This window comes from Desulfotomaculum sp. 1211_IL3151 (genome assembly GCF_036763075.1).
Classification (GTDB): Bacteria; Bacillota; Desulfotomaculia; order Desulfotomaculales; family Desulfotomaculaceae; genus Desulfotomaculum.
In genome coordinates, this window is record NZ_JBAIYV010000041.1 from 159,061 (window position 1) to 182,707 (window position 23,647).

Annotated in this window: 27 protein-coding genes; 23 read left to right on the forward strand and 4 right to left on the reverse strand. The window is 44.2% G+C overall.

Annotated elements, in window-relative coordinates; translation table 11 throughout:
* Nucleotides 1–104 precede the first annotated feature (104 nt).
* From V6C11_RS11650 to V6C11_RS11660, 3 genes are all read left to right on the forward strand, one after another.
* Nucleotides 105–1,247 carry a M20/M25/M40 family metallo-hydrolase gene (locus tag V6C11_RS11650; RefSeq protein WP_333531333.1) on the forward strand — a complete coding sequence of 381 codons (1,143 nt, stop codon included), beginning with the start codon at nucleotides 105–107 and terminating at the stop codon, nucleotides 1,245–1,247.
* 111 nt (nucleotides 1,248–1,358) lie between these two features.
* Entirely contained in the window at nucleotides 1,359–1,580 is a 222-nt protein-coding gene (locus V6C11_RS11655; RefSeq protein WP_333531334.1) for a hypothetical protein, read from the forward strand.
* Nucleotides 1,581–1,681: 101 nt separating this feature from the next.
* Nucleotides 1,682–2,782, forward strand: coding sequence for a DUF3866 family protein (locus V6C11_RS11660; protein ID WP_333531335.1), 1,101 nt, complete (start codon nucleotides 1,682–1,684; stop codon nucleotides 2,780–2,782).
* 59 nt (nucleotides 2,783–2,841) lie between these two features.
* On the opposite strand, the gene V6C11_RS11665 is transcribed toward V6C11_RS11660, so the two are convergent.
* Nucleotides 2,842–2,973 carry a hypothetical protein gene (locus V6C11_RS11665; RefSeq protein WP_333531336.1) on the reverse strand — a complete coding sequence of 44 codons (132 nt, stop codon included), beginning with the start codon at nucleotides 2,971–2,973 and terminating at the stop codon, nucleotides 2,842–2,844.
* A 101-nt stretch (nucleotides 2,974–3,074) separates the two neighbouring features.
* Between V6C11_RS11665 and V6C11_RS11670 the strand changes: the two genes are divergently transcribed.
* From V6C11_RS11670 to V6C11_RS11680, 3 genes are all read left to right on the forward strand, one after another.
* Nucleotides 3,075–3,743, forward strand: coding sequence for a hypothetical protein (locus V6C11_RS11670; protein ID WP_333531337.1), 669 nt, complete (start codon nucleotides 3,075–3,077; stop codon nucleotides 3,741–3,743).
* Nucleotides 3,744–3,881: 138 nt separating this feature from the next.
* Nucleotides 3,882–4,514 carry a stage II sporulation protein M gene (spoIIM, locus tag V6C11_RS11675; RefSeq protein WP_333531338.1) on the forward strand — a complete coding sequence of 211 codons (633 nt, stop codon included), beginning with the start codon at nucleotides 3,882–3,884 and terminating at the stop codon, nucleotides 4,512–4,514.
* 155 nt (nucleotides 4,515–4,669) lie between these two features.
* Nucleotides 4,670–4,960 (forward strand): alpha/beta-type small acid-soluble spore protein, encoded by a 291-nt coding sequence (locus V6C11_RS11680; RefSeq protein WP_333531339.1) that lies wholly within the window; start codon nucleotides 4,670–4,672, stop codon nucleotides 4,958–4,960.
* A 50-nt stretch (nucleotides 4,961–5,010) separates the two neighbouring features.
* Here V6C11_RS11680 and V6C11_RS11685 read toward each other — a convergent pair whose 3' ends face one another.
* Both V6C11_RS11685 and V6C11_RS11690 read right to left on the reverse strand, forming a co-directional pair.
* Complete coding sequence (locus tag V6C11_RS11685) at nucleotides 5,011–5,466, reverse strand: DUF441 domain-containing protein (RefSeq protein ID WP_333531340.1); 456 nt, start codon at nucleotides 5,464–5,466, stop codon at nucleotides 5,011–5,013.
* A gap of 109 nt (nucleotides 5,467–5,575) precedes the next feature.
* The gene (locus tag V6C11_RS11690) at nucleotides 5,576–5,806 is read right to left on the reverse strand and encodes a hypothetical protein (RefSeq protein WP_333531341.1); all 231 of its coding nucleotides are present in this window, start codon (nucleotides 5,804–5,806) and stop codon (nucleotides 5,576–5,578) included.
* Between the two features lie 237 nt (nucleotides 5,807–6,043).
* Between V6C11_RS11690 and V6C11_RS11695 the strand changes: the two genes are divergently transcribed.
* The 13 genes from V6C11_RS11695 to V6C11_RS11755 all read left to right on the forward strand — a co-directional run bounded on the left by V6C11_RS11695 (nucleotide 6,044) and on the right by V6C11_RS11755 (nucleotide 17,020).
* A complete protein-coding gene (locus tag V6C11_RS11695; protein ID WP_333531342.1) occupies nucleotides 6,044–6,310 on the forward strand; it encodes a hypothetical protein in 267 nt (88 codons plus the stop codon).
* A 72-nt stretch (nucleotides 6,311–6,382) separates the two neighbouring features.
* The gene (gene xerD / locus V6C11_RS11700) at nucleotides 6,383–7,273 is read left to right on the forward strand and encodes a site-specific tyrosine recombinase XerD (protein ID WP_333531343.1); all 891 of its coding nucleotides are present in this window, start codon (nucleotides 6,383–6,385) and stop codon (nucleotides 7,271–7,273) included.
* Nucleotides 7,274–7,295: 22 nt separating this feature from the next.
* Entirely contained in the window at nucleotides 7,296–8,480 is a 1,185-nt protein-coding gene (locus V6C11_RS11705) for a phosphopentomutase (protein ID WP_333531344.1), read from the forward strand.
* A gap of 26 nt (nucleotides 8,481–8,506) precedes the next feature.
* Nucleotides 8,507–9,823 (forward strand): pyrimidine-nucleoside phosphorylase, encoded by a 1,317-nt coding sequence (locus V6C11_RS11710; protein ID WP_333531345.1) that lies wholly within the window; start codon nucleotides 8,507–8,509, stop codon nucleotides 9,821–9,823.
* Nucleotides 9,824–9,977: 154 nt separating this feature from the next.
* Nucleotides 9,978–11,186 (forward strand): D-alanyl-D-alanine carboxypeptidase family protein, encoded by a 1,209-nt coding sequence (locus tag V6C11_RS11715; RefSeq protein ID WP_333531346.1) that lies wholly within the window; start codon nucleotides 9,978–9,980, stop codon nucleotides 11,184–11,186.
* A 130-nt stretch (nucleotides 11,187–11,316) separates the two neighbouring features.
* Nucleotides 11,317–11,655 carry an anti-sigma F factor antagonist gene (gene spoIIAA, locus V6C11_RS11720; protein WP_333531373.1) on the forward strand — a complete coding sequence of 113 codons (339 nt, stop codon included), beginning with the start codon at nucleotides 11,317–11,319 and terminating at the stop codon, nucleotides 11,653–11,655.
* Nucleotides 11,656–11,676: 21 nt separating this feature from the next.
* Nucleotides 11,677–12,123 (forward strand): anti-sigma F factor, encoded by a 447-nt coding sequence (spoIIAB, locus tag V6C11_RS11725; protein WP_442886069.1) that lies wholly within the window; start codon nucleotides 11,677–11,679, stop codon nucleotides 12,121–12,123.
* 16 nt (nucleotides 12,124–12,139) lie between these two features.
* Entirely contained in the window at nucleotides 12,140–12,922 is a 783-nt protein-coding gene (gene sigF, locus V6C11_RS11730; RefSeq protein ID WP_333531348.1) for an RNA polymerase sporulation sigma factor SigF, read from the forward strand.
* 157 nt (nucleotides 12,923–13,079) lie between these two features.
* Nucleotides 13,080–13,538: a stage V sporulation protein AC gene (gene spoVAC / locus V6C11_RS11735; RefSeq protein ID WP_333531349.1), complete on the forward strand. Its 459-nt coding sequence runs from the start codon at nucleotides 13,080–13,082 to the stop codon at nucleotides 13,536–13,538.
* 15 nt (nucleotides 13,539–13,553) lie between these two features.
* Complete coding sequence (gene spoVAD, locus V6C11_RS11740; RefSeq protein WP_333531374.1) at nucleotides 13,554–14,564, forward strand: stage V sporulation protein AD; 1,011 nt, start codon at nucleotides 13,554–13,556, stop codon at nucleotides 14,562–14,564.
* A gap of 12 nt (nucleotides 14,565–14,576) precedes the next feature.
* Nucleotides 14,577–14,930, forward strand: a complete 354-nt coding sequence (gene spoVAE, locus V6C11_RS11745) for a stage V sporulation protein AE (RefSeq protein WP_333531350.1) — start codon at nucleotides 14,577–14,579, stop codon at nucleotides 14,928–14,930.
* Between the two features lie 9 nt (nucleotides 14,931–14,939).
* The gene (locus V6C11_RS11750) at nucleotides 14,940–15,518 is read left to right on the forward strand and encodes a stage V sporulation protein AE (RefSeq protein ID WP_333531351.1); all 579 of its coding nucleotides are present in this window, start codon (nucleotides 14,940–14,942) and stop codon (nucleotides 15,516–15,518) included.
* Complete coding sequence (locus V6C11_RS11755) at nucleotides 15,500–17,020, forward strand: spore germination protein (protein ID WP_333531352.1); 1,521 nt, start codon at nucleotides 15,500–15,502, stop codon at nucleotides 17,018–17,020. Before V6C11_RS11750 ends, V6C11_RS11755 begins: the two co-directional genes overlap by 19 nt.
* 117 nt (nucleotides 17,021–17,137) lie before the next feature.
* Here V6C11_RS11755 and mobA read toward each other — a convergent pair whose 3' ends face one another.
* The gene (gene mobA, locus V6C11_RS11760) at nucleotides 17,138–17,728 is read right to left on the reverse strand and encodes a molybdenum cofactor guanylyltransferase (protein WP_333531353.1); all 591 of its coding nucleotides are present in this window, start codon (nucleotides 17,726–17,728) and stop codon (nucleotides 17,138–17,140) included.
* 421 nt (nucleotides 17,729–18,149) lie between these two features.
* Between mobA and tatA the strand changes: the two genes are divergently transcribed.
* The 4 genes from tatA to nrfD all read left to right on the forward strand — a co-directional run bounded on the left by tatA (nucleotide 18,150) and on the right by nrfD (nucleotide 23,632).
* Entirely contained in the window at nucleotides 18,150–18,374 is a 225-nt protein-coding gene (tatA, locus tag V6C11_RS11765; RefSeq protein ID WP_333531375.1) for a twin-arginine translocase TatA/TatE family subunit, read from the forward strand.
* A 56-nt stretch (nucleotides 18,375–18,430) separates the two neighbouring features.
* Nucleotides 18,431–21,541, forward strand: a complete 3,111-nt coding sequence (fdnG, locus tag V6C11_RS11770; RefSeq protein ID WP_333531354.1) for a formate dehydrogenase-N subunit alpha — start codon at nucleotides 18,431–18,433, stop codon at nucleotides 21,539–21,541.
* Nucleotides 21,542–21,569: 28 nt separating this feature from the next.
* The gene (locus V6C11_RS11775; protein ID WP_333531355.1) at nucleotides 21,570–22,379 is read left to right on the forward strand and encodes a 4Fe-4S dicluster domain-containing protein; all 810 of its coding nucleotides are present in this window, start codon (nucleotides 21,570–21,572) and stop codon (nucleotides 22,377–22,379) included.
* Nucleotides 22,380–22,462: 83 nt separating this feature from the next.
* Nucleotides 22,463–23,632, forward strand: a complete 1,170-nt coding sequence (gene nrfD, locus V6C11_RS11780; protein ID WP_333531356.1) for an NrfD/PsrC family molybdoenzyme membrane anchor subunit — start codon at nucleotides 22,463–22,465, stop codon at nucleotides 23,630–23,632.
* The last annotated feature ends 15 nt before the right edge of the window (nucleotides 23,633–23,647 follow it).

Below are 23,647 nucleotides of genomic sequence, written 5' to 3' on the forward strand. Positions count from 1 at the left end.
ATCTGAGTTGTTGAGGGGTTCCTTGTTCCTCTCTTATTCTTGACTTTGGTTCTATGATGTATTAAGTTGGTTGACAGTGGTAGTAAAATTTGGAGGTGACCTCAGTGGTAAATACAGATCGGGTTATTAATGAATTTTTGGAATTAGTACAGGTAGATAGTGAGTCTGGTGCAGAGCGTCAGCTTGCGGATTTATTAAAGGCTAGACTTACAGACCTAGGGCTTGAGGTGCGGGAGGATAATGCTGGTTCCTATATTGAGGTTGGTCAAACCACTGGCAATATTATCGGGACTTTACCGGCCAATGGGGGAAAGGGACCACTTCTTTTATTGTCAGCCCATATGGATACTGTTAAACCAGGCAAGGGTGTGCAACCTAGAAGAGAAAATGGCAGGATTATTGCTTCGGGTGACACCATTCTTGGCTCCGATGATAAAGCAGGGATTGTAGCTATCTTAGAGGCCCTCAGGGTTGTCAAGGAAAACCAGCTAAGGCATGGTGGGATTGAGGTAGTCTTTACCATAGCGGAAGAAATGGGGTTGGTAGGGGCCAAAGGGTTGGACTATGATTTGATCCAGTCAAAACTTGGCTTTGTTTTGGACAGCGGCGGTGCCCCAGGAGAAATCATTGTTAAGGCTCCTACCCAGTATAGTTTTAAAGCAACGGTAAAGGGTAAAGCTGCCCATGCGGGGATTGCCCCAGAACAAGGGATTAATGCCATTGTGGTCGCCTCCAGTGCCATTACCAAGCTTAAGCTTGGCCGTATTGATAACGAAACTACGGCTAACATAGGTTCTATTTCCGGTGGGCTGGCCACCAATATTGTACCGGAAAAGGTGACGATTGAGGGAGAGGCCCGAAGCATAAACCCTGTTAAGGCAAAGGATCAAATTGAGCATATGAAAGAAGAGTTTGCCAAAGCAGCGGCTCATTATGAAGCCCATGTAGATATTGAGGTTATTAAGCAATATGATCACATCGATTTAGCTGCAGACTCTTTACCCGTTCGGATTGCCCTCAAGGCTGCTGAAAATGCAGATATAAAACCTCATCTGGGGCAGACTGGCGGAGGCAGTGATGCCAACGTCTTTAACGGCCGGGGTATAGCCTGTGCCAACCTTGGTATTGGCATGTCCAAGGTACACACCACAGAAGAATTTATTACCGAAGAACACTTAGTCCAAAACGCCAACTATGTCGTAGAAATCATTAAAACCGCCCAGGAGGTAGTAGCTTTTAGCCATTAGTAGTTATCCTTAAGTCAAAGACAAAAGCTAAAGGCAAATGGTCAGACTAGGGGGAGACTCAAGGGGACGGTTCTCTTGAGTCGAAGGCTGAAAGCTAATAGGAGTGATTTTATGGAAGGCATGGGATATAATGTAACCCTGCTGGCTCAATTGTTTAATTTTTTAGTATTAAGTTTACTGTTTGTGGTCCTGGTTGTAGTTATCGTCAAGGTTGTCCGGCGCAGTGGCGGGGCGAATCCAGAACACAGTCGCCTGGATAAAATGGAACAAGATATTCAGAGGATTAAAATAAATATCCGAGAGCTTGCAAAGAAATTGGATAAAAAGCAATAGGATTTATTCAACAAATGGTACCGGGCACCATTTGTTGAATAAGTCCAGGCCAGGTGCTTACGATAGAAAATAGCGAAAGGCGAAACGAAGGGGGATTTGTTTTGATTCGTGTCCGTAGGGGTATGGTTGATGATATTATTTCCCGTAGACCTGGTATTACGGAGCTTTTGGTGTCGGTGGAGAGGAATAGGGAAAAGGCAATTAATTATGATAACCTCACCGGCCCGGTAATGGTTGGGGATGAGGTTTTATTAAATACCACCGCTGTTTATAAGAAGTTGGGCACTGGGGGTGCTCATTTTGTTATGGGAAACTTGTCTCAGACCGATCGGGATATTTCTCATGAAGGCCATATCATGAAACTGCGCTACAGCCCCTGCCAGGTCAAGGTACTTGCAGTGGAAGAACCGGACAGCCCCTATGCTGAGGTCATGAGGCAGGCAGATTCCTTGGCAGGAACACCTGTCATTATTGGTACATTACATAGCATGTTGGCACCAGTGGCAGCAGCTATCAAGAAGCTAGCCCAGGGGAAGTTAAGGGTTGCCTACTTGATGACCGACGGTGCTGCACTGCCCATCCATTTATCAAAGCTGGTGGCAGAGCTTAAAGGCAAAGGTCTTATCGATCAAACCGTTACCTGTGGCCATGCCTTTGGCGGAGATTTGGAAGCCATTAATATTTACACTGGTTTACTGGCTTGTAAAGCAGTGGCTAAGGCTGACATAATCATTGTGGCCATGGGACCAGGAATTGTAGGCAGTGGCTCACCCTATGGTTTTACCGGGGTTGAACAGGGTGAAATTATTAATGCGGTAAATATTCTCGGCGGCAGACCCATTGCTATCCCCCGAATCAGCTTTGCTGACAAACGTGAGCGGCACCTGGGCATCAGCCACCATAGCCGTACAGCCCTGGGGAAAATTGCTTTAACCAGGTCCACCGTTGTCTTGCCGAAGCTGACACCAGATAAGATGGAATTGGTTCTAAAACAACTGGAAGACAGTCATATCAGCCGGAAGCACGACATCGCCATTGTTGATGCCCAGCCAGCCCTGGAGTCTTTACGGGAATATGGCCTTAAGGTGACGACCATGGGACGCTCTGTGGAGCAAGATCCAGAGTTTTTTCTAGCCGCTGGAGCGGCGGGAGTGTATGTTAGCCCTCAGCCCTTCGTTGCCGCCCAGGCTGACAAGGGATGAGACCCCTAAAGCAGACATGCAAAAAAGCGGAAGGACCAACCATTTAGCACACGGCCCACTCAATTCAACTTTGCCCGAATCAAATTCTTCACCGTGCCATATTCCTTGGCATATTCCTGAATTAGTTTACATAAATCCTTGGCCTTGCAAAGAAAATAGATGCGATCCGAGTAAACATAAAGTTGTGACATGTTTGTCCCTCCTTATCATTATGGGACAGTATATGAAAAGGGCAGCGGCTTTATGTACCCGGTTCAGGTAAGAATATTTGACGAATTGAAGGGAGTTATTTATGAAATTACTCACCCTGAGTGCCAATGCCAGTGGGGCGGTAAAGGCTGCCCGGGAGGGGATGGTGGTTATGGTGGTGGATATTATTGATATGTCTACAACCTTAGAAGCAGCCATTGATGCCGGTGCCCTGGCAGTACTGGGAGCAAGTCCGGATACAGCGAGGCCGCCGGTGCCCCTGGACCCAGAAGCAATTGGCAGAAGAGCAGCTAGGCTGGCCTTAGAGGCTGCAAGCAGTGTGGTTGTGGTAACCGAGCCCAGGGTAGGCAGCGATGAGGAGAGGGCGAACAATGCTGCACGCTTACTGACTGGTGTTCGCCAGGGGGGGGCTGAGGTAACTTCAATTATTCCTAATCTAGGGGCAGAAACAGCAAAAATTTGCAGTCTAACGAATAAAGTTGTGGTAGCTGCCACTGCTACCGGTGGAGTTGCCTTTGATGCTGCACAAAATGCCGGGGCACCAGAGGTTATTACTGGAACGGTGGCGAGAACCATGAAAAAAAGAGGAGCCGCTCCGGCAGAAGCTGCGGCCCAGAGGGCCATAGAAGCGGCTGCCAAACACAATACCGGTATTTGTATCGTAGCTGCCAGTGGTAATTCGATGGAAGATGTACTTGCTGCAGAGTATATTATGAAAAAAATTATTGAATATGGCTTTTTAAATAAGTAATACAAAATAGAGGTTAAACAACCCTGTCACCCTGGCGTAGCAGCCAGGTTTCTTATTTAAGTAAGTACTATTTACCAGACAGACCCGCATAATATGTACAGAAATCCTCAAGAGTAATGGACATGGCGGGGTGATGGTATGGCTAGGTCATTTGAGAAATTATGCAAGTCTTCGCTAAAAAATAGTTGGCCAATTTATTTGCTGGCATTTGCTGCTTTGGCCACGGGGGTTGCCTTTGGTTGGTTAGGTGTCCATGCTTTGCAGACCGAGACTTTGGGTCAGCTAACGCAGTATCTGGATAATTTTGTTAACAAAGCCAATGATGTGATGATAGATCGGTCTCAGGTTGTGAAAAATACTGTTTTTAATAATTTATTCTTTATTGGTATTATTTATATCCTTGGCCTAACTGTCATTGGTACTCCGGCTATCCTAGCACTCTTGTTTGCACGAGGCTATTCATTAGGGTTTACGGTAGCCTTTTTGACCCAAGAAAAGGCGGGAGAAGGGGTTATTCTCGCCTTAACCTCAGTTGTTCCACAGAACATCTTACTCATACCAGCCGTTTTTTTAGCCAGTGTGGCGGCACTGTCCTTTTCCTGGTTACTGATTAGGAGATTTGGCAACTCAAAATTGCCAGTGATGTCGGGTATCCTGGGCTACCATGTCTTGATGTTGGTGGTCTGTTGCATTTCTGCTGCTGCAGGAATTGTGGAAGCGTTTATAACACCTGATTTAATTAAGGCCGCAGCAAATTTTTTAAAAATGTAAACTTATGGAAAGATATTCTTGACATAACTCTGCCCTTGATGGGGCATAATATTTTATGACAAAGGGAATGCTATTTTTTTTTACTATCATAAAGTATAAAATTTTTAAGGATGATAGTACAGGAAAAAAGCAAAACTTTCTAGGAGGGAAACGACATGTCGAAGGAATTGACCCGGGTAGATGTGCCGTATGATCTGATTAGAAGTACAGCTTTTTCAGGTTTAGTCCCCAAAGAACTCGTTCCCTATGTAAAACCAGCCTTAGCAGAATTTAGAAACGAAATGGCGGCAGAGTTGGGTATCCCGGATTATGATAAAATAGATAAGGGTGAATTACCCAGCCGCCTCAATGGTGAAGTCGGTGGTGGTATGACCAAAAAAATGGTAGCCTTTGCGGAGGCAGTGTTGGCCTGGCATTATAAAAATAGGTATCGGATAACAGAATAATGATTATTGAATAATAAGGCCCCAGCCAACTACAAGAAGGCGGGGCCTTATTATTTAAACCAGTAATAAACCTCTAAGAATAAGGCAGTGAGACCGGCTGCCATTAATGGGCCAATGGGAATGCCACCGAGAAAAACGATACCCAAAATGGATCCCATCACCATGCCAAAAATAAGCTGGGGATCAAGCTTTAATAACTTCAAACCCTCCCCATTCATATGGGTTGCCAAGGCACCGCCGATTAAGGCCAGTAGTCCTTGGGGGGAAAGGGTTTTCATAACTAAGTCTTTATATATTATATTGTCGTGTGCCAGGGGAACTAAAACGGATAACATTAAAAATATTAAACCAACTTCCAGGCCCCTTCTTTCTAAAGTAAGCATCAATCGATTCATTTTACTTAATCTTAATACCAATAGGATACAGCCGGCGGTGGCCAATAGAGCAGATTCCGCAAAAAAGCCCATTAATATAAGTATTAATAAAATAACATTGGCTCTTTGCATGTTGTGTTCCTCCCCAGGCCAACCATTTTTATCCACTTTAAAAATCCTATGCCGTGGTAATCCTTGCATATGCTAAGAAAATAAAAATAGACCCCCGAGGAGGTCTAAATTATTTTTGTAAATTCATAAGCTGTGCATGAAAGGACATTAAATTGGTTTGCATGGTTTCATAACCCACCCGAAAACTTTCGATGGATCGCTTGGTTTCCAAAATAAAATTCCGTGCATTTTCCAGGTGATTTTCCAGGTCTTTTTCTGTACCTAAAATTAATAATATTAAAATTAAAAAAAGAGTATATGGACTTTGGGCGTCTAAAAAACGGGATTGATCTTGATTCATAAGGCACCTCCAAACCTAGTGTTTATACCAGGATATGGCTGAGGAAATAGTTTTGTGACACTTTCAAAAATTATACGAAAACATGGTTTGGTCTAAACCGCTAGTTCTGTCATCCTTAGGCTGTCACCCAAGACGACAGGAGGAACGATTCTAAAAAACCAATTTTAAGCATATTTTTAGATATATAAGTAAGGCTGAAGGCTGACGTCTGACAATGGATAGACGGGAGGGGGAAAAGTGCGGATTGTATTCATTGCCGGTATTAAACGAAAAATCTTAAAAGCCATGAGGTTTACTCTGGTCTTAACGATATTGGCGATATTACTGGTTCAACTGGCAGGTATGTTGAAGGGGATCGGGGTTTATTCTGAAGAGAAAATGCCCACTGGTAATTCGATGAAGGTTATCAGTCCCGTTCCAAATACTTGTGGGGAGGATGAAAAAAACCACGGTTTGGAAAATATAATAGAACAACTGTTAAAGCATCTACAGGGTAAAAAATAAAAAGGGATTAAATGGTTTCTGTTGAAATAGTCCAAACAAGTTGGACTATTTTTTATGTTAAGGGGGAGGAAAATGGAACGCTGGTTGGAAGAATTTATTCATTACCTGTCAGTTGAAAGGGGTCTAGCCCAAAATACCTTAGCCTCCTACCGAATAGACCTCAGTCAATACGTAACACATTTAAAAAATCAGGGTGTTCGTTCACTGGAGCAGGCTGATCGAAATCATATTTTATCCCACCTTTATAAACTGCAAAAGGATGGTAAGGCACCTGCTACGATTTCACGGCATTTAGCAGCACTAAAACATTTTTATCGCTTCCTAGTTTCAGAGGGGTTGATTTCAGAGGATCATACGGTAAATCTTGAATCACCAAAATTAACACAACGATTACCCCATGTACTTTCCGCGGAGGAAGTGGAAAATCTATTATGTCAACCGCAATTGGCTGCTGCCGCAGGTTTAAGAGATAAGGCCATGCTGGAGCTAATCTATGCAACAGGAATTAGGGTATCTGAGATGGTCTCTTTAAATATTAGGGATGTAGAGTTGGACATGGGTTATGTAAAGTGCTTGGGTAAAGGGTCTAAGGAAAGAATCATTCCCCTTGGTTCAATTGCAGCAAACTACATCAGGGAATATCTGGCAAGATCCAGGGTCAAACTAACAAAGGGTAAACCGGAGCACCAGGCTCTTTTTGTGAATGTACAAGGCAACCGGTTAACCCGTCAAGGTTTTTGGAAGATTATCAAAAAGTATGCCAAGGAAGGAAAAATAAATAAAACGATCACTCCCCATACCCTAAGACACTCCTTTGCCACACACCTATTAGAAAACGGAGCAGACCTTAGGGCCGTTCAAGAAATGCTTGGCCATGCTGATATATCAACCACACAAATATATACCCATCTAACGAAATTAAGACTTAGAGAGGTATATACCAAAGCTCATCCGAGGGCTTGATAATTTTATAGAGGTGATAGAGTTGACGGAAAAGAAGGTTAAAAGAGTTTCACTCATTATATTAGACAGTGTTGGTATAGGAGAATTACCGGATGCCGGAGATTACGGGGATCAGGGGAGCAATACCTTGGCGAATGTGGCTAAGGCAGTAAAGGGCATCCATTTACCTAACTTGGGTAGGTTGGGGCTTGGCAACATACATCCTATAGAGGGCGTTGAGGCCATTGCCAATCCAATGGGGGCCTATGGCAAAATGGCCGAAAAATCGATGGGCAAGGATACTACCACAGGACACTGGGAATTGGCAGGTATCATCCTAGAAACCCCCTTTCGTACTTACCCACAGGGCTTTCCCAGAGAAGTCATTGAGGAATTTGAGAAAAGAATTAATCGAAAAATACTAGGCAATGTTGTTGCCTCCGGCACTCAAATAATTGAAGAATTAGGAAAACAGCATATGGAAACTGGCCTTCCGATTGTTTATACATCGGCTGACAGTGTCTTTCAAATAGCTGCCCATGAGGAGATTATTCCATTACAAGAATTATATCGAATTTGTGAAATTGCCCGGCAAATGTTAGACGGGGAACATAAAGTAGGTCGAGTGATAGCTCGTCCCTTTGTGGGAAGCCCTGGTTCTTTCAAACGTACTGCCAATCGTCATGATTATGCTGTGTCTCCTCAGGTTCCCAACATTTTAACCCTTCTTCAAGAGGCAGGCATTAAGACAATGGGAGTAGGAAAGATATATGACATTTTTGCAGGAGTAGGCATCTCTGATTCTGTTAAATCGAAGGATAATATGAATGGTATTGATCAAGTCTTAAACTTTATGAAGGATACAGAGGCAGGACTTATTTTTGCCAATTTGGTAGAATATGATTCCCTTTATGGTCACCGCAATGACCCGGTGGGTTATGCCGGGGCATTGGAGGCCTTTGACCGCAGGCTGCCGGAAATAATGGAAGCCATGCTGCCAGATGATCTATTAATCCTTACAGCGGATCACGGCTGTGATCCCACCACGCCCGGCACCGATCATACGAGGGAATATGTACCCTTAATTGTCTATGGGAAACAGATAAAAAGTGGTGTTAACCTAGGCGTAAGGTCGTCCTTTAGCGATGTTGCGGCTACCTTAGCCGACCTTTTTGGCATTACCTTTAATGTTGGGAAAAGCTTTGCGCCCGAAATATTGCAATCGTAAGGAGAATAGAAAGAAGGTATTAGAGCATGAGAATGGTTGACATTATCCTGAAAAAAAGGCGGGGGCTGGAGCTTAGCTCGGAGGAAATTGACTTCTTCGTGCAGGGTTATACCCATGACAAGATACCAGACTACCAGGCCGCAGCTTTTCTGATGGCTGCATTTTTCCAAGGCTTCTCCCCCCGGGAAACGGGTGATTTAACTATTTCTATGGCTCGTTCCGGGGACCAGGCAGACCTTTCGGGGATTCCGGGGATAAAAGTGGACAAACATAGTACCGGCGGCGTCGGTGATAAGGTGACCTTGATTGTTGGTCCCTTAGTGGCTGCAGCTGGTGTACCGGTAGCCAAGATGTCCGGCCGTGGCTTAGGGCATACCGGAGGTACCATCGATAAACTGGAATCGATTCCCGGATTTAAGGTAACAATGGATAATCAAAGCTTTTTGGAACAAGTAAGAAATTTGAAATTGGCTGTTGTGGCCCAAACGGGGCAGTTGGCACCGGCGGATAAAAAACTTTATGCTTTGCGGGATGTCACTGCCACGGTGGAAAGCATTCCCCTCATAGCCGCTTCTGTCATGAGTAAAAAGATAGCAGCCGGTGCAGATGCCATTGTCTTGGATGTAAAAGTGGGCAGTGGTGCTTTTATGAAAAACCCCTCAGATGCCTTTAGCTTAGCCAGGACAATGGTTGAAATTGGACATCGCCTGGGGCGACAAACAGTGGCCCTGATTACAGATATGGATCAACCCTTGGGTTTTGCCATAGGTAATGCCCTGGAAGTAAAAGAGGCCATAGAAACCCTACGGGATAACGGTCCGGCTGATTTAAAAGAAATATGTATTTGTTTGGGCTGTGAGATGCTTGGTTTAGCAGGTATTGAAAAAGACCAGTTGGCCGCCCGCAGGAAATTAGAAGACCTGTTAAAGAGTGGTGCAGCCTTAAATAAATTAAAAGAATTTGTTCAGGCCCAGGGGGGCAACCCCCAGGTAGTGGATCATTTTGATCTATTGCCCCAAGCCTCTGATATACACCAAGTAACCGCATTGACCGATGGGTATGTTAGAGAAATCCAGTCGGAACAGGTTGGCCTGGCCGCCATGTGGCTGGGAGCTGGCCGTGCCACCAAGGAATCTGTGATTGACCTGGCTGTGGGTGTGGTCTTAAGAAAAAAAGTTGGTGATTTTGTAAACAAAGGTGAGGTAATCGCTGAATTGCATGTTAATGAAAATAAGGAGATTACCAAAGTTGCAGACATGCTTAGACAGGCCTATGTTTTACAAAGGGAACCGGTTGAAGCCAAGGATATTTTACTGGGTAAGGTAACCAAAGAAGATCTATAGCGATTAGCTTAGCCCTGGGTCACGGCTCACGGCCAAAAAGGAGGTGCATAAAGTACCTCTTTTTCCATAAACTCCCTCTATAGTTTACAGCATATTACAAGATTTAAAGATAACAATAATAGAAGCAATAACTAGGACTATAGGGGGAAAGGTTATGACAAGAAAAGTGAAAAATATTGGTACAGTATTCATCTCCTTAATGTTAGTTTTATTATTGGCAGTGGGCACGGCATTGGCTCAGCCTGCAAGTCCACAGGCAGCCGAGTCTAGTAGTGCAAAGGAAAAGGCCCCGGCTGCACAGCTAGAAACCGCTGCTGAGACTGCAGTTTTAATGGATTATAGCTCCGGACAAATTTTATATAATAAAGATATGCATGTTGCCAAACCAATGGCCAGTGTTACCAAGCTAATGACCATGTTGCTTATTTGCGAAGCGGAGGCCCAAGGAAAGTTTAAAACCTCAGATAAGGTAATCGCCAGCGAACATGCTTGCAGCATGGGTGGCTCACAAATCTTCTTGGAACCAGGTGAAGAACTTAGCGTAAAGGAAATGTTGATTTCGATCGCCACTGGCTCGGCCAATGATGCCAGTGTAGCCATGGCTGAATATGTTGGGGGCTCTGAAGAAGAATTTGTTTCCATGATGAATGGAAAGGCCGAGGAAATGGGTTTAAAAAATACTCATTTTTCGAATCCCACAGGACTACCGGTAGAAAACCATTATACCTCTGCCTACGATATGGCCCAAGTGCTCAGGGAATGCTTGCGTTACCCGCTTTTTAGGGAAGTTTCAGCAATTTACGAGTACGATTTGCGTGGTGGCGATTTTAAATTATGGAATACCAACAAGCTTTTAAAATGGTATGCCGGGGCAGATGCCGGAAAAACTGGTTGGACCAATGAGGCTAGCTATTGTTTAGCTGCTTCAGCTAAGCGAGATGGTCTCAGACTGGTATCCGTGGTATTGGGTTGCCCCATGCCAAGAACCCACTTCCAAGAAACCATTAAAATTTTTAACTATGGTTTTGCTAAATACAAAGCAGTAACCATGGCTGAGGCCGGTCAAGTTGTTAAAGAAATTAAGGTCGATAAGGGTGTAGCGGATCAGGTGAAAATTATTACCAAAGATCCAGTGGGTATGGTAGTCCCCAAGGGACAGGAAAAAACCATACAGGGCAACATTAAATTACCAGAAAGTATCGATGCACCGATCAATAAAGGGCAGGTAATTGGACAATATGTTTTAAATAAGGATGGTCAAGAAGTATTGAAAGTTGATCTGATTGCGGCCCAGGATATTAATAAAGCCTCCCCGCTGAAGCTTTTAAATGATATGCTGGAACGTGTTTATAGTATGGAATAGTTTTAGAATAGGAAAAGCAGCCGCTGATGGGCTGCTTTTCGACATTCATTTTGGAAAAAATTAGAAGGTAATTCTAAATTTAGGTAGAAATATGGAAAATATAACCAATGCAGAGGAGGCAGGTACCGTTATGCAAGTAGATATTGAACAAAAACAGGACACCTTGTTAGTTCGTCTGGGAGGGGAAATGGATTTCGGCGTGGCTGATAAATTGCGTAAAGCTTTAGATAATGAATTAGTTGAAAAGAGAGCAAAAAATTTAGTAATTAATCTATCCCGTGTAACCTTTATCGATAGTTCAGGCCTAGGCGTAATTCTAGGGCGTTATAAGCGCTTAGTAAATAGTGGGGGAAAAGTTATTTTGGTTGGTGCGCAGCCCCAGGTACACAGAATACTAGAGCTTTCAGGTCTGGTGCAAATAATGGAGGAATACCCGGATGAAACGGTGGCCCTAGCTAAAATTGTGTAAAGGAGTTGATATATCGTGAAGATGTTAAATCACTGTTCCATTGATTTTACCAGTATACCTGAAAATGTTGGCTTTGCCAGGGTAGCCATTGCTGCCTTTGCTTCACAACTGGATTGTACTCTACCAGAACTTGAAGAGATAAAGGTTGCTGTCTCAGAAGCAGTAGGCAATGCGATCCTGCATGGCTATCGAAATAAGCCAGATAAAATCGTCCGTGTAACAGCAACCATCTATAAAGAAGGATTAGAGATACAAGTAGCCGATGAGGGCATTGGTATTCGAGATATCCATCTTGCCATGCAGCCGGCATATTCCACAGATCCAGAAAGAATGGGTCTTGGCTTTGTATTTATGCAATCATTTAGTGATCGTATGCAGGTGGATTCCCAGCCTGAAAAAGGCACCACTGTGACAATGTTTAAGCGAATCGGTTTGCGAGGTGCCCGGGCCCGGACCCGTGCCAATTAGCAAAGGCGGGATGTCGATGAGTTCTTCAAGGCTCCTGGAAATGAATCTTCCCCGCTTCCCTCTATTAGGTGACAAGGAAATGAGAGATTTGCTAATAAAGGCACAGGCTGGTAATAGTGAAGCGAGGGAGAGATTAGTCAACTGTAATTTAAAATTGGTTTTTAATTTGGTGCAGCGGTTTAGTAATAGGGGTTATGAGTTAGAAGATCTGTTTCAAATTGGCTGTATCGGGTTAATGAAGGCCATTGATAAATTTGATTTAACCTATGATGTTAAATTTTCAACCTATGCTGTACCTATGATTGTAGGTGAAATCAGACGTTTTCTAAGGGATGACAGTCCCGTCAAGGTAAGCCGTTCCCTCAAGGAAACGGCCTACAAAATTCAGCAAACCAGGGACCGGCTTACGGCGAGATTGGGCCGGGAACCTTCGATCAATGAGATCTCGGAAGAACTTGGCGTTAATCGTGAAGAAGTTGTTAATGCCCTTGAAGCAGCGCAAATGCCAACATCAATTTATGAAACGCTGCATCAGGATGATGGTGATCCAATTTATATATTGGATCAGCTTAGCGGGGAAGAGGATGGGGAAGCTCCTTGGTTGGAAAAATTAGCGATTAAACAAGTTTTAATTGAATTGCCGGAAAGGGATCGTCAAATTTTATTATGGAGGTTTTTTGAGGACAAAACTCAGTCCGAAGTGGCACTGCGGCTTGGCCTTTCGCAAGTGCAGGTTTCCCGTTTAGAGAGACAGGCTTTAAGAAAACTAAAAGAGTTAATGCAGCAAACAGGCAGCTAAGAAGCACAGGGACGGTTCTCCCGCTTCCTTTAAAGGAAGCGGGAGAACCGTCCCTGTGCTTCACTTATCATTTTGAAAGCATAAAAGAAATTTAAAAACACATAATACCTAATGTAAATGACAGAAAAAGCAAAAGGTGGTGTGAAATGATACTTAAATGATTTCCTCAGGAGATTTTAAATTTGACAAAAAAACATATAAAGAATTGGTACGGCAGGTAAAGCCAAAGCCTACCGTGGTTAAAAATAGTATTTTGGCCTTCGGGGTAGGCGGTTTGATTTGTACCCTGGGACAGCTTATGACGGATTACTTTAACAGATTGGGGCTTGGTGTACAGGATGCAGGGCTGGCCACATCGGCGGTCTTAGTTTTTTTAGCAGCCTTTTTAACGGGGTTGGGTGTCTATGATGAAATAGCAAAATATGCAGGGGCAGGAACGATTGTGCCAATTACTGGTTTTGCCAACTCAATGGTTGCCCCAGCCATGGAGTATCGAGGTGAAGGCATGATTTTTGGCACAGGAGCAAGGCTATTCACCATTGCCGGACCGGTTCTTGTTTTTGGCATTTTTAGTTCATGGCTTGCTGGTTTGATAACCTATCTATTTTCCATTTAACGGGGGTGTCAAAGGATCACTTCGCCTAAAAAACTTGGTCTGCAGACCGTTGTTTTTAAGAACCCACCAGTCATAATTGCTTCAGCCTGTATAGCAGGACCCAAAGAAGCGCAAGGACCACTGGGGCACACCTTTGATAAAACGATAGATGACTTATATTACAATGAAAGTACGTGGGAGAAAGCAGAACAAAAAATATTTCAAGAAACCCTTGAGTTGGCCATCTATAAGTCCGGGTTAGAAATTGAAAAGATCGATTACTTATTGGCCGGCGACCTAACAAATCAAATTATTGCCGCAAATTTTACAGCCAGAAATATAGGGATACCCTTTCTGGGATTGTATGGTGCCTGTTCAACAATGTATGAGGGCTTAGCCCTCGCCAGCATGCTGATAGACGGTGGTTATGCAGAATATGTATTGGTCGGTGCTTCCAGCCATTATGCAACGGCGGAAAGGCAGTTCCGTTTTCCCATCGAGCAGGGGGTACAACGGGCAATGTCTGCACAGTGGACGGTTACTGGTGCCGGTGCTATGCTGTTGGCGGCACAGGGAGCTGGACCGCGCATAACACATGCAACCGTTGGCAAAGTTATTGATTTTGGTGAAGGAGATGCCAGTGACATGGGAGCAGCCATGGCCCCGGCTGCCGCTGACACACTTTTAAAACATCTTTCAGATACAGGTCGGACTTTAGAATTTTACAACCTAATTGCCACGGGGGATCTGGGCAAATACGGCAGGGAATTGGTGGTAAGGCTGGCTGAACAGCAAGGTGTAAAACCTTCCCACACCTATCAGGATTGCGGTGTATTGATTTTTGCTGAAGAACAGGATGCACATGCCGGAGGCAGTGGTTGTGCCTGTTCGGCAGTTGTGACCTGTGGCTACATATTAAATGAAATGAACAGGGGAAGGATTAAAAAATTTCTTGGTATTGGTACAGGTGCTTTATTATCACCTTGCAGTTGTCAACAGGGGGAAACGATCCCTGGTATTGCACATGCTGTGGCCATTGAAATGTAAGGGGGTAAAGAAATGCTGCTCAAAGCTTTCCTGGTAGGGGGTGCCATTTGTTTAATGGGACAGCTTCTGATGGATTTGACCAGTCATAGAATTACCCCAGGCCATATATTAGTGGTCTTTGTCACCCTTGGAGTAATTATTAGTGCTTTGGGTTTTTACCAACCCTTGGTAGATTTTGCCGGTGCCGGTGCCACCGTACCACTAACGGGATTTGGTCATCTGATGGCCCAGGGTGCCATCACAGAGGCAAAGAATTCTGGCTTACTAGGGGTGTTTAAGGGTGCCTTAGGTGCTGCAGCAGGAGGAATCACAGCAGCAGTGGTGTTTGGCTATTTGGCGGCCCTGGTTTTTAAACCCAAGGGGTAGGTGGTTTAAATGAGTCAAAAAAGAAATGTAATTTTAGTTACAGATGGGGACCAAATTGCCCGGCGCACTTTGGAGGTGGCTGCCAAAAATATAGGGGCCCGGTGCATATCCATGTCAGCAGGTAATCCTACCCGTTTGACTGGCCAAAGGTTGGTGGAACTGATTAAATCTGCGGCCCATGATCCGGTTATTGTGATGTTTGATGATAAAGGGGTCGAGGGACAAGGTTTGGGAGAAAAGGCCATGATGGAAGTTTATAACAGCCCGGAGATAAATATTTTGGGGGTACTGGCTGTTGCTTCCAACAGTGGTGGTTGTGACGGTGCCAAGGTTGATGTGTCCATTACCGATACAGGAGCAGTGGTTAAAGGACCGGTCAATAAATTTGGCAGAACCACCAGGCGCATTGAGCTTCAGGGGGATACCGTAGAAATATTGAACGACCTTGATGTTCCGGTGGTTGTTGGTATTGGTGATATTGGCAAAATGTATGGGGCGGATGATTACCACTATGGGGCCCCCGTGACCACCAGGGCTTTACAAGAAATCATCGAAAGGAGTGGTTTTGTTTGGGAGCAGCTACAGTAGAAAAGGAAGCACCAAAGATTTCCTCAAACTTAGAAAGAAATATCGCCTATCTCAATAGTGTTTTGGGCTATGGTAAAAGTTTTGATATCGTATTAAGGCGTTTTAATGTGGCAGGAAAAGAAATTGCCATGTACTTTGTCAATGGTTTTGTCAAAGATGATGTAATGTCCTTAATTTTAAGAAATCTGGACGAGCTTAAGAGACCAGATGTTTCTCCCAACAGCTTAAAAAAATTATTTAATGAGCATATCAATCACATTCAAGTTGACCCGGTTGGGGATTTAGATAAGGTAATTGACCAGGTCTTAAGTGGTCCTCTGGCCCTTTTAATAGAGGGAGAGGAGCAAGCACTGATTATTGACTTGCGGATTTATCCTTCCCGTTCCCCCCAGGAACCGGATCTGGAAAAGGTAGTAAGGGGTCCCAGGGATGGTTTTGTGGAAACCGTTTTAATGAATACCTTATTAATCCGGAGGCGGTTAAGGGACCCCCGATTGAGAAATGAAGTAATGCAGATAGGAACCCGCTCGAAAACAGATGTAGTAATTTCTTACATAGAAGATGTGACAAACCCCGATTTGGTTAAAACCATTAAGGATAGATTGCAGAAAATTAAAATTGACGGTATTCCCATGGCGGAAAAGGCCGTTCAGGAAATAATAGAACCTGGCAAGTATGGTAATTTGTTCCCAAAAGTGCGTTTTACGGAACGCCCGGATGTGGCGGTATCACATTTGCTGGAAGGTCGGGTATTAGTCATGGTGGATACTTCCCCCAGCATTATTATTGCTCCCAGTACTTTGTGGGATCACCTGCAATCAGCAGAAGAGTATCGGCAGGGGCCTCCCATCGGTATTTATATCCGGTGGGTACGCTATGCGGGAGTACTAGGTGCCTTGTTCCTGCTGCCACTGTGGTTTCTCTTTGTCATCCAGCCGGAACTCTTGCCCCCGGCATTAAAGTTCATTGGGCCGAATGAACCGGGTAAGATACCAATCATTGTACAGTTTTTATTGGCGGAATTGGCCATTGATATGATTAGGCTGGCCACCATTCATACACCTACCCCACTTGCCACTTCCACGGGTATTATTGCTGCCATTCTAGTGGGAGATGTGGCCATAAGCGTTGGCTTATTTAACGCAGAGGTTGTTATGTATACTGCCATAGCTGCCGTGGCTTCCTTTATGATTCCCAGCTATGAAATGGGTTGGGCCATTCGATTAGTAAGGCTGTTTCTGCTGCTGGCCACCGCTGCCTTCCGTTTGCCGGGCTTGATTATTGGCTCTGCCATCGTTTTAATTTATTTGATTCGGACAAAATCCATGGGTGTTCCGTACCTGTGGCCATTAATTCCCTTTAATGCCACGGCCATGCTTTCGGTAATCGTTCGCACACCAGTGGAGGTTCAAAATAAAAGGCCTTCAATTTTTAAGCCCAAGGATAAGATCCGTCAGGCAATGCCCGAACCCGCTCGCAAACCGGATAAACAAGAGGATTAATAGAAAAAATAAGGGGGTGCCGCAAAAAACTACTTGGAACAGCAGCAAGCGGCACTCCCTTTGTTTTTTGTCACGAAAAACGTTACTCCGAGGCTTAATGACCATGACCCAAGGCTGTTACGATATATTAAGCGCCATTTGGTACTCCTCAGGGGTATTTACATTAAAGAATATTTTTTCCCAGTTATAATCGGCATTATCAATTAAATCGTAATATTTTACCTCAACTAGGTCATAAAAGGATCTTATTTTGGTACACTCCAACTGTAAAGCCTGCTCCACAGCGGGCAAGCAATCCTTTCGATAGGCTGCGTGTAAGGGTTGCAGGTATTTGCCTTGACGGGGAACCACAGCCTGAAATTGACCAAGGTAATCCGTTAATTTGATGGCAAAGGATGAATCTAAAAACGGCATATCACAGGCAACAAAGAAGGCAGCCTGATTGGTAATGTTTTTTAATCCACTGTGGATCCCAGAAAGTGGCCCACGGTTGGGAAATATATCCGTATAGATCGGCAGGTTATAATTGGCATACTGAGCCGGGGTGTTGCTGATAATGATTATTTCCTGGAAAAAAGGCTGGAGTTTCTCGATGATTATTGTTAGCATGGGTTTGCCATTTAATTGCAATAATGCTTTATTCGTCTTCATACGACTGCTGCTGCCACCTGCTAAAATAACGGCAGAATAAGGGCAATGCTTATCCAATAGTATGCACATCCCCATTTGAATATTTGGAATAGTTTATGAATATACTTAATATAAAATAATTTTAATTGTGAAATATGTCTGCAATGTTATAAAAATTATGGCAATGTAAAGTGTAACTTTTATTAAAGCGAAAAAGCCAATAAACAAGGCCGTTGATTTTTAATTATAGCCTATATAATTTCGAAAAATACAACATTATTATACTTGCCAAAAAGAACTTTGAAAAGCAGGGGACATACCAAACCAAACCTAATTTATGAGAAAATAATTAATTTTTTCTAAAGAATAATAATTCACTAGAATTTAAAGGCAACAAAACAATATGTGTTGCAAAACATGTCCCAAGTTTGGCATAATGTTAGTAGTATGTCTTGTTTTTAAAAATGCATCAATGTGAAACATGTCTCACACAAAATTAATGGATGAAAGGGGGTTGAACGTCTTCTTCGAGGGAATTTTACAACCGACTCACTTGATACTTATTTTAGTTGTGGTATTAATTATTTTTGGCCCTGGCAAACTACCAGAGGTAGGTAAAGCCATGGGTAAAACAGTAAGTGAATTTAGAAGAGCTACTTCGGCAAGTTTTGAGCAGGAAGAGAAAAAAGAGAAAGCTGCTCCAGCTAAGGAAGAAGAGAAGTAGCACCAGAGTTTCAACCCAATAAAGATAATCCCGGTTAAACCGAGGGGGTTAATTCCATGAGAAAAATAAGCAGGCGCGACTTTTTAAAAAATATTGGGCTGGGGACTGCGGGGTTGACCTTAGTGGCAACCCCCGCCATAGCTTCTGAGGCCCATCATCAAATTACGGGAGAGAACCTACCTTCTAAAATCAGAAAGGTAAAGGAAACCTTTACAGTTTGTGCATTCTGTGGTTGTGGTTGTGGCATTATCCTATATGCCAATAACGATAACAAAATCATTTACTGTGAGGGTGATCCGGATCATCCCATTAATGAAGGATCCATTTGCTCTAAGGGTAATGGAATCATTGACACCTATAACACAATTGAAAAAAAGGGTAACCGTGTAATTAACAGGCTTCGCATTACCAAACCTCTCTATCGAGCTCCTGGCAGCACCAAATGGGAAGAAAAAAGCTGGGATTGGGCCCTATCTGAGATTGCCAAGCGAGTTAAGAAAACGAGAGATGCCTCCTTTGAAGAAAAAGATCGTAAGGGTGTGACAGTAAACCGGTCAACAGCCATTGCTACCTTTGGTAGTGCCTCGTTAGATAATGAAGAAAACTACCTGATGCATAAAATGTTTAGGTCGTGGGGGCTTATTAACATCGAGCACCACGCCCGTCTCTGACACTCCTCCACAGTAGCCGGTTTGGCTGCTTCTTTTGGACGGGGTGTAATGACTAACCACTTTATTGATTTTAAGAATAGTGATGTATTTCTGATGATTGGCTCCAACTCTGCTGAAAACCACCCTCAGGCTATGAAGTGGATCATGAAAGCTAAGGACAAGGGAGCCAAACTGATTGTTGTGGATCCCAGACTAACCAAGTCCGCAGGACTTGCGGATATGCATGCTCGTCTCCGCCCTGGTACGGATATCGCTTATATTAACGGATTAATTAACTATATCATTGAAAATAATTTGCATTTTAAAGATTATGTGGTTAATTACACCAACGCCAGTTTCCTAATTAACCCCGAGTATAAATTCGAAGATGGGGTGTTCTCAGGGCTAGTTGAAAAGGATGGTATTAAGAGCTATGATGCCAAGACCTGGCAATATCAAATGGATGGAGATCCTGTAAAGGATGGCATTAGAGAAGAGGCCATCAAGAAAGATCCCACTTTGCAAGATCCTAACTGTGCCTTCCAGCTTCTGAAAAAACACGTTAGTCGCTATGATCTAAAGACAGTTTCACAAGTTACCGGTACGCCTGAGGAAGTTCTCAAGAAGACCTATGCCCTATTCGCTTCTACGGGCAAGCCAGATAAGGCAGGTAACGTGATCTATGCGATGGGTATTACCCAACACACCTATGGTTCCCAGAACTGCCGGGCCCTCAGTGTACTGCAACTTCTCCTGGGCAACATTGGTATTCCTGGCGGCGGTGTGAATGCCCAACGTGGAGAATCTAACGTGCAGGGTTCCACTGACTTTGCCATGCTGAATCACTTACTGCCTGGTTATAACCCAATGTTTTATGCCAGCAAACACAAAACGCTGCAGGACTACATGGACAAGGATGTACCCAAAACAAGTTTTTGGTCCAACCGTGGTAAGTTTGTAGTTAGTATGCTAAAGGCTTGGTATGGGGATAAGGCCACGAAGGAAAATGAATTTGGCTTTAATTATGTACCAAAGCATGATGGCAAAAACCGTACCCATATGGGGATTTTTGAAGAGATGTCCGAGGGTAATATCAAAGGAATGATAGCCTGGGGTCAAAACCCTGCGGTAGGTGGTCCCTCCTCTTTCCAAGGGCGTAAAGCAATGGAAAAATTAGATTGGCTGGTGGCTGTAGATTTATTTGAAACAGAAACCTCTGCCTTCTGGCATCGCCCTGAGGCAGATCCCACTAAAATAAATACAGAGGTATTTTTCTTGCCTGCTGCTATGTCCTATGAGAAGGAAGGTACCGTAACCAACAGCGGCCGCTGGTTGCAGTTCCGTTATAAGGCTGTTGATCCACCGGGTGAAGCCAAGAGTGATCTTTGGATTGCCGATAGGCTGTTTAAAGCTGTTAAAAAAGAATATCAAAGCGGTGGCAAATACCCAGACCCAATATTTAACATGGTATGGAATTATGACATTCCTGGCGAAGATGAACCCAACATTGATCAAGTGGCCTTGGAAATCAATGGTTTTGAAGTTGGCTCCAATAAGGCCTTGGATAGTTTTGGCAAGCTAATGGACGACGGGTCCACGGCCTGCGGTTGTTGGATTCATACCGGCTACTGGTATGTGGATAAGGAAGCCAATACCGTTGCCGCCAAACGCCGGATGAATAAAGATAAATCGGGGTTAGGTCTATTTCCCCAATACGGTTTTGCCTGGCCCGCAAACCGTCGTATTGTATATAACCGATGCTCCGCAGACCCGGCTGGCAACCCGTGGAATCCCCAAAAGCCCCTCATTAAATGGGATGCCTTGGCTGGTAAATGGGAGAATGCAGACGTACCTGACTTTAAAGCAGTGGAACCAGCAAAGGAACCGGGCGGTCAAGCAACCCCCGTAACCCCTGATAAAACGGTGTCTTTCCTGATGCAAGAGGAAGGCCGGGGACGTTTGTTTGCGGTCAAGGGAGTTAATGACGGGCCTTTGCCGGAACACTATGAACCCATCGAAAGTCCGGTACAAAACATTATTTCTAAGCAGCAGACGATGCCCTTAGCCACTAAATTTAAGGGTGACTTTAGTAAAATAGCGGATACCGGCAGTGACAAGTATCCCTATGTAGGTACCACCCATCGGGTTATCGAGCACTATCAGAGCGGTGCCATTACCCGTAACTGCCCCACCTTAGCAGAGGTTTCTGCTCATATGTTTGCCAATATTTCGCCTAAACTGGCCCGTAAAATTGGTGTTAATACAGGTGATGATGTAATCGTTGAAACGATACGCGGCGAAATCACCTGTAAGGTTGCTGTTTCTGGTGTCTGTGTACCACTTAACGTAAATGGTAAAGAGGTTGAAGTCATCGGTATGCCTTGGTGCTTTGGTTATAAAGGCATTGCCACGGGTGCTTCGGCCAATGACCTGACACCAAGTGTAGGCGACCCGAATACCAATATTCCGGAATACAAAGCTTTCTTATGCAATATTAAGAAAACCGGCAAACATTAAAGCGTGCTGCTAAATGGGGGTGTAATAAATGTCAAAAGGTGTATTAGTTGATATAACCAGGTGCATGGGCTGTAAAGCTTGTCAGGTGGCCTGCAAGCAGTGGAATGACCTGCCATCCAGCAACCCTGCTTTTAAGGATGGTCTAACCAGCCCGCCGGATATGGATGGTTATACCTATACCACCGTGCAAATAGAGGTAATTGAAAAAGATAACGATTATACCATGCGCTCCGGTAAGCGGCAGTGTATGCATTGTCTACATCCTGCCTGTGCTTCAGCTTGCTTTGCTAAAGCACTACAGAGAGATCCCAAGACAGGGGCTGTGGTATATTACCCTCACCTTTGCGTAGGTTGTCGTTACTGCATGCTGGCATGTCCCTTTGATATTCCTAAATATGAATGGGATAAGCAGTTTCCGTTAATTGCAAAATGTCAGTTTTGTTTTGATCCCAATGGCAAGTATGATCGCCTGGGCCATGGTTTAGGCCCGGCCTGTGTGGATACCTGTCCCACAGGAGCCTTGAAATTCGGCGAGCGGGATGAACTGCTTAAAGAAGCATGGCAGCGTATTAACCGTGATCCTAAATATATTAAAAAAGTAATGGGTGAAAAAGAAGCCGGTGGCACATCCTGGCTCTATATTTCCGACGTGCCCTTTGAAAACTTTAGTTTCCGTCCCAATTTGGGTACCAGGCCGTTGCCGGAGTACTCCCACGATTTTTTAAAGTGGACACCAGTTATTGCGGTGGGCTGGGGTACTTTATTGACTGCCTTGTATCATTACACCAAGCGGCGTGAAAAGATTGCTGCAGAGAAGGATAAAAATGTTCACATGTAGGCCGCTGCTATCATCCTTAAAATTTTACACGTTTGATGATAGTGAAAAAATGGTGAACCAAAAGGTTATTGGGGGGGAAAATAATGTCGGCAAATAAGGGATTGCTACAGGAAATAAAGGAATATAATTGGAAATTCACCATGACTCCCGCTCGTAAAGTATTATTCTTACTGGCTGGTCTTGGTGTAGTTTGCATGATATTCCGTCTTGCCGTAGGCCTAGGCATGACCACAAACCTCAGTGATAAGTGGCCTTGGGGCCTGTGGATTGGCTTTGACGTCTTAACAGGTGTTGCTCTGGCCGGTGGTGGTTATGGTACAGCCATTATTGTCCATGTATTGCATCGTGGTAAGTATCATGCCATTGCCAGAAGTGCCATGTTAACTTCATTATTGGGTTATATATTGGTAATGGCCGGGTTATTTATGGATATCGGTCAATGGTTTAACTTCTGGCGGCCCTTTGTTTCCTGGGGTCATGCCTCTGTGTTGTTTGAAGTTTTCTGGTGTGTATCTTGTTACACCACGGTTCAGGTTTTAGAGTTTGGGGAGGTAGTAACGGAGAAGGTTGGTACTAAATATCATGCTATGTTTAAGAAGGCTTTGCCTGTCCTCATGATCATTGGTATTATCTTCCCCACCTTGCACCAATCCTCACTGGGTGCTTTATACCTGATTATGGTGGATAAACTTTATCCTTTGTGGTGGTCACCCTATTTGGGGCTGCTATTCTTGATGTCCTCCTTCTTTGTGGGGCCCGCCATGATCTGTGTGGAAACAGCTTTGGCAGGCAGGGCCTTTAAGCACGAAGTACCCATCCATGTGTTACGGGGTCTAGTGCGAATTTCCGGGGTCTTTATGATCCTTTACTTGGGCCTGAAGTTCTTTGATTTGGTAAATAGGGGAGTATTTAACCTGATATTTAAGGGCAACTTAGAGGGGAACCTATTCCTGTTGGAAGTTGTGTTAGGCGTCATGATTCCCATCTTTATTGCCTTTAGCGGCTATAGCAACACACGTAAAGGCCTGATTACCTTTGGTGTCCTGGTCAGCGGTGGATTGATTTTCAACCGTATGAACGTGGTCTTTACCGGCATGTCAGCGGCCATTGGCGGCTGGTACTTCCCATCCATCATGGAATGGGCTGTAAGTATAGGTCTGGTGGCAATCGGCGCTCTCGTGTATTGCTTTGCTGCTGAGAACTTCAATGTTCTGGATCATCACGAAGAGCATCATCATAATGCGACCGCCTAAACTAATTAAAGGAGC

What these genes read in the sequence shown, in the direction of transcription:
- spoIIAB (WP_442886069.1), top strand. Translation starts at nt 11,677, where the DNA reads ATGTTAAATCACTGTTCCATTGATTTTACCAGTATACCTGAAAATGTT.
- xerD (WP_333531343.1), top strand. Translation starts at nt 6,383, where the DNA reads ATGGAACGCTGGTTGGAAGAATTTATTCATTACCTGTCAGTTGAAAGG.
- nrfD (WP_333531356.1), top strand. Translation starts at nt 22,463, where the DNA reads ATGTCGGCAAATAAGGGATTGCTACAGGAAATAAAGGAATATAATTGG.
- V6C11_RS11690 (WP_333531341.1), bottom strand. Translation starts at nt 5,806, where the DNA reads ATGAATCAAGATCAATCCCGTTTTTTAGACGCCCAAAGTCCATATACT.
- spoVAE (WP_333531350.1), top strand. Translation starts at nt 14,577, where the DNA reads ATGCTGCTCAAAGCTTTCCTGGTAGGGGGTGCCATTTGTTTAATGGGA.
- V6C11_RS11670 (WP_333531337.1), top strand. Translation starts at nt 3,075, where the DNA reads ATGAAATTACTCACCCTGAGTGCCAATGCCAGTGGGGCGGTAAAGGCT.
- V6C11_RS11750 (WP_333531351.1), top strand. Translation starts at nt 14,940, where the DNA reads ATGAGTCAAAAAAGAAATGTAATTTTAGTTACAGATGGGGACCAAATT.
- spoIIM (WP_333531338.1), top strand. Translation starts at nt 3,882, where the DNA reads ATGGCTAGGTCATTTGAGAAATTATGCAAGTCTTCGCTAAAAAATAGT.
- spoVAC (WP_333531349.1), top strand. Translation starts at nt 13,080, where the DNA reads ATGATTTCCTCAGGAGATTTTAAATTTGACAAAAAAACATATAAAGAA.
- V6C11_RS11680 (WP_333531339.1), top strand. Translation starts at nt 4,670, where the DNA reads ATGTCGAAGGAATTGACCCGGGTAGATGTGCCGTATGATCTGATTAGA.
- tatA (WP_333531375.1), top strand. Translation starts at nt 18,150, where the DNA reads ATGGATGAAAGGGGGTTGAACGTCTTCTTCGAGGGAATTTTACAACCG.
- V6C11_RS11775 (WP_333531355.1), top strand. Translation starts at nt 21,570, where the DNA reads ATGTCAAAAGGTGTATTAGTTGATATAACCAGGTGCATGGGCTGTAAA.
- sigF (WP_333531348.1), top strand. Translation starts at nt 12,140, where the DNA reads ATGAGTTCTTCAAGGCTCCTGGAAATGAATCTTCCCCGCTTCCCTCTA.
- V6C11_RS11710 (WP_333531345.1), top strand. Translation starts at nt 8,507, where the DNA reads ATGAGAATGGTTGACATTATCCTGAAAAAAAGGCGGGGGCTGGAGCTT.
- V6C11_RS11665 (WP_333531336.1), bottom strand. Translation starts at nt 2,973, where the DNA reads ATGTCACAACTTTATGTTTACTCGGATCGCATCTATTTTCTTTGCAAG.
- V6C11_RS11685 (WP_333531340.1), bottom strand. Translation starts at nt 5,466, where the DNA reads ATGCAAAGAGCCAATGTTATTTTATTAATACTTATATTAATGGGCTTT.
- V6C11_RS11655 (WP_333531334.1), top strand. Translation starts at nt 1,359, where the DNA reads ATGGAAGGCATGGGATATAATGTAACCCTGCTGGCTCAATTGTTTAAT.
- V6C11_RS11715 (WP_333531346.1), top strand. Translation starts at nt 9,978, where the DNA reads ATGACAAGAAAAGTGAAAAATATTGGTACAGTATTCATCTCCTTAATG.
- spoIIAA (WP_333531373.1), top strand. Translation starts at nt 11,317, where the DNA reads ATGCAAGTAGATATTGAACAAAAACAGGACACCTTGTTAGTTCGTCTG.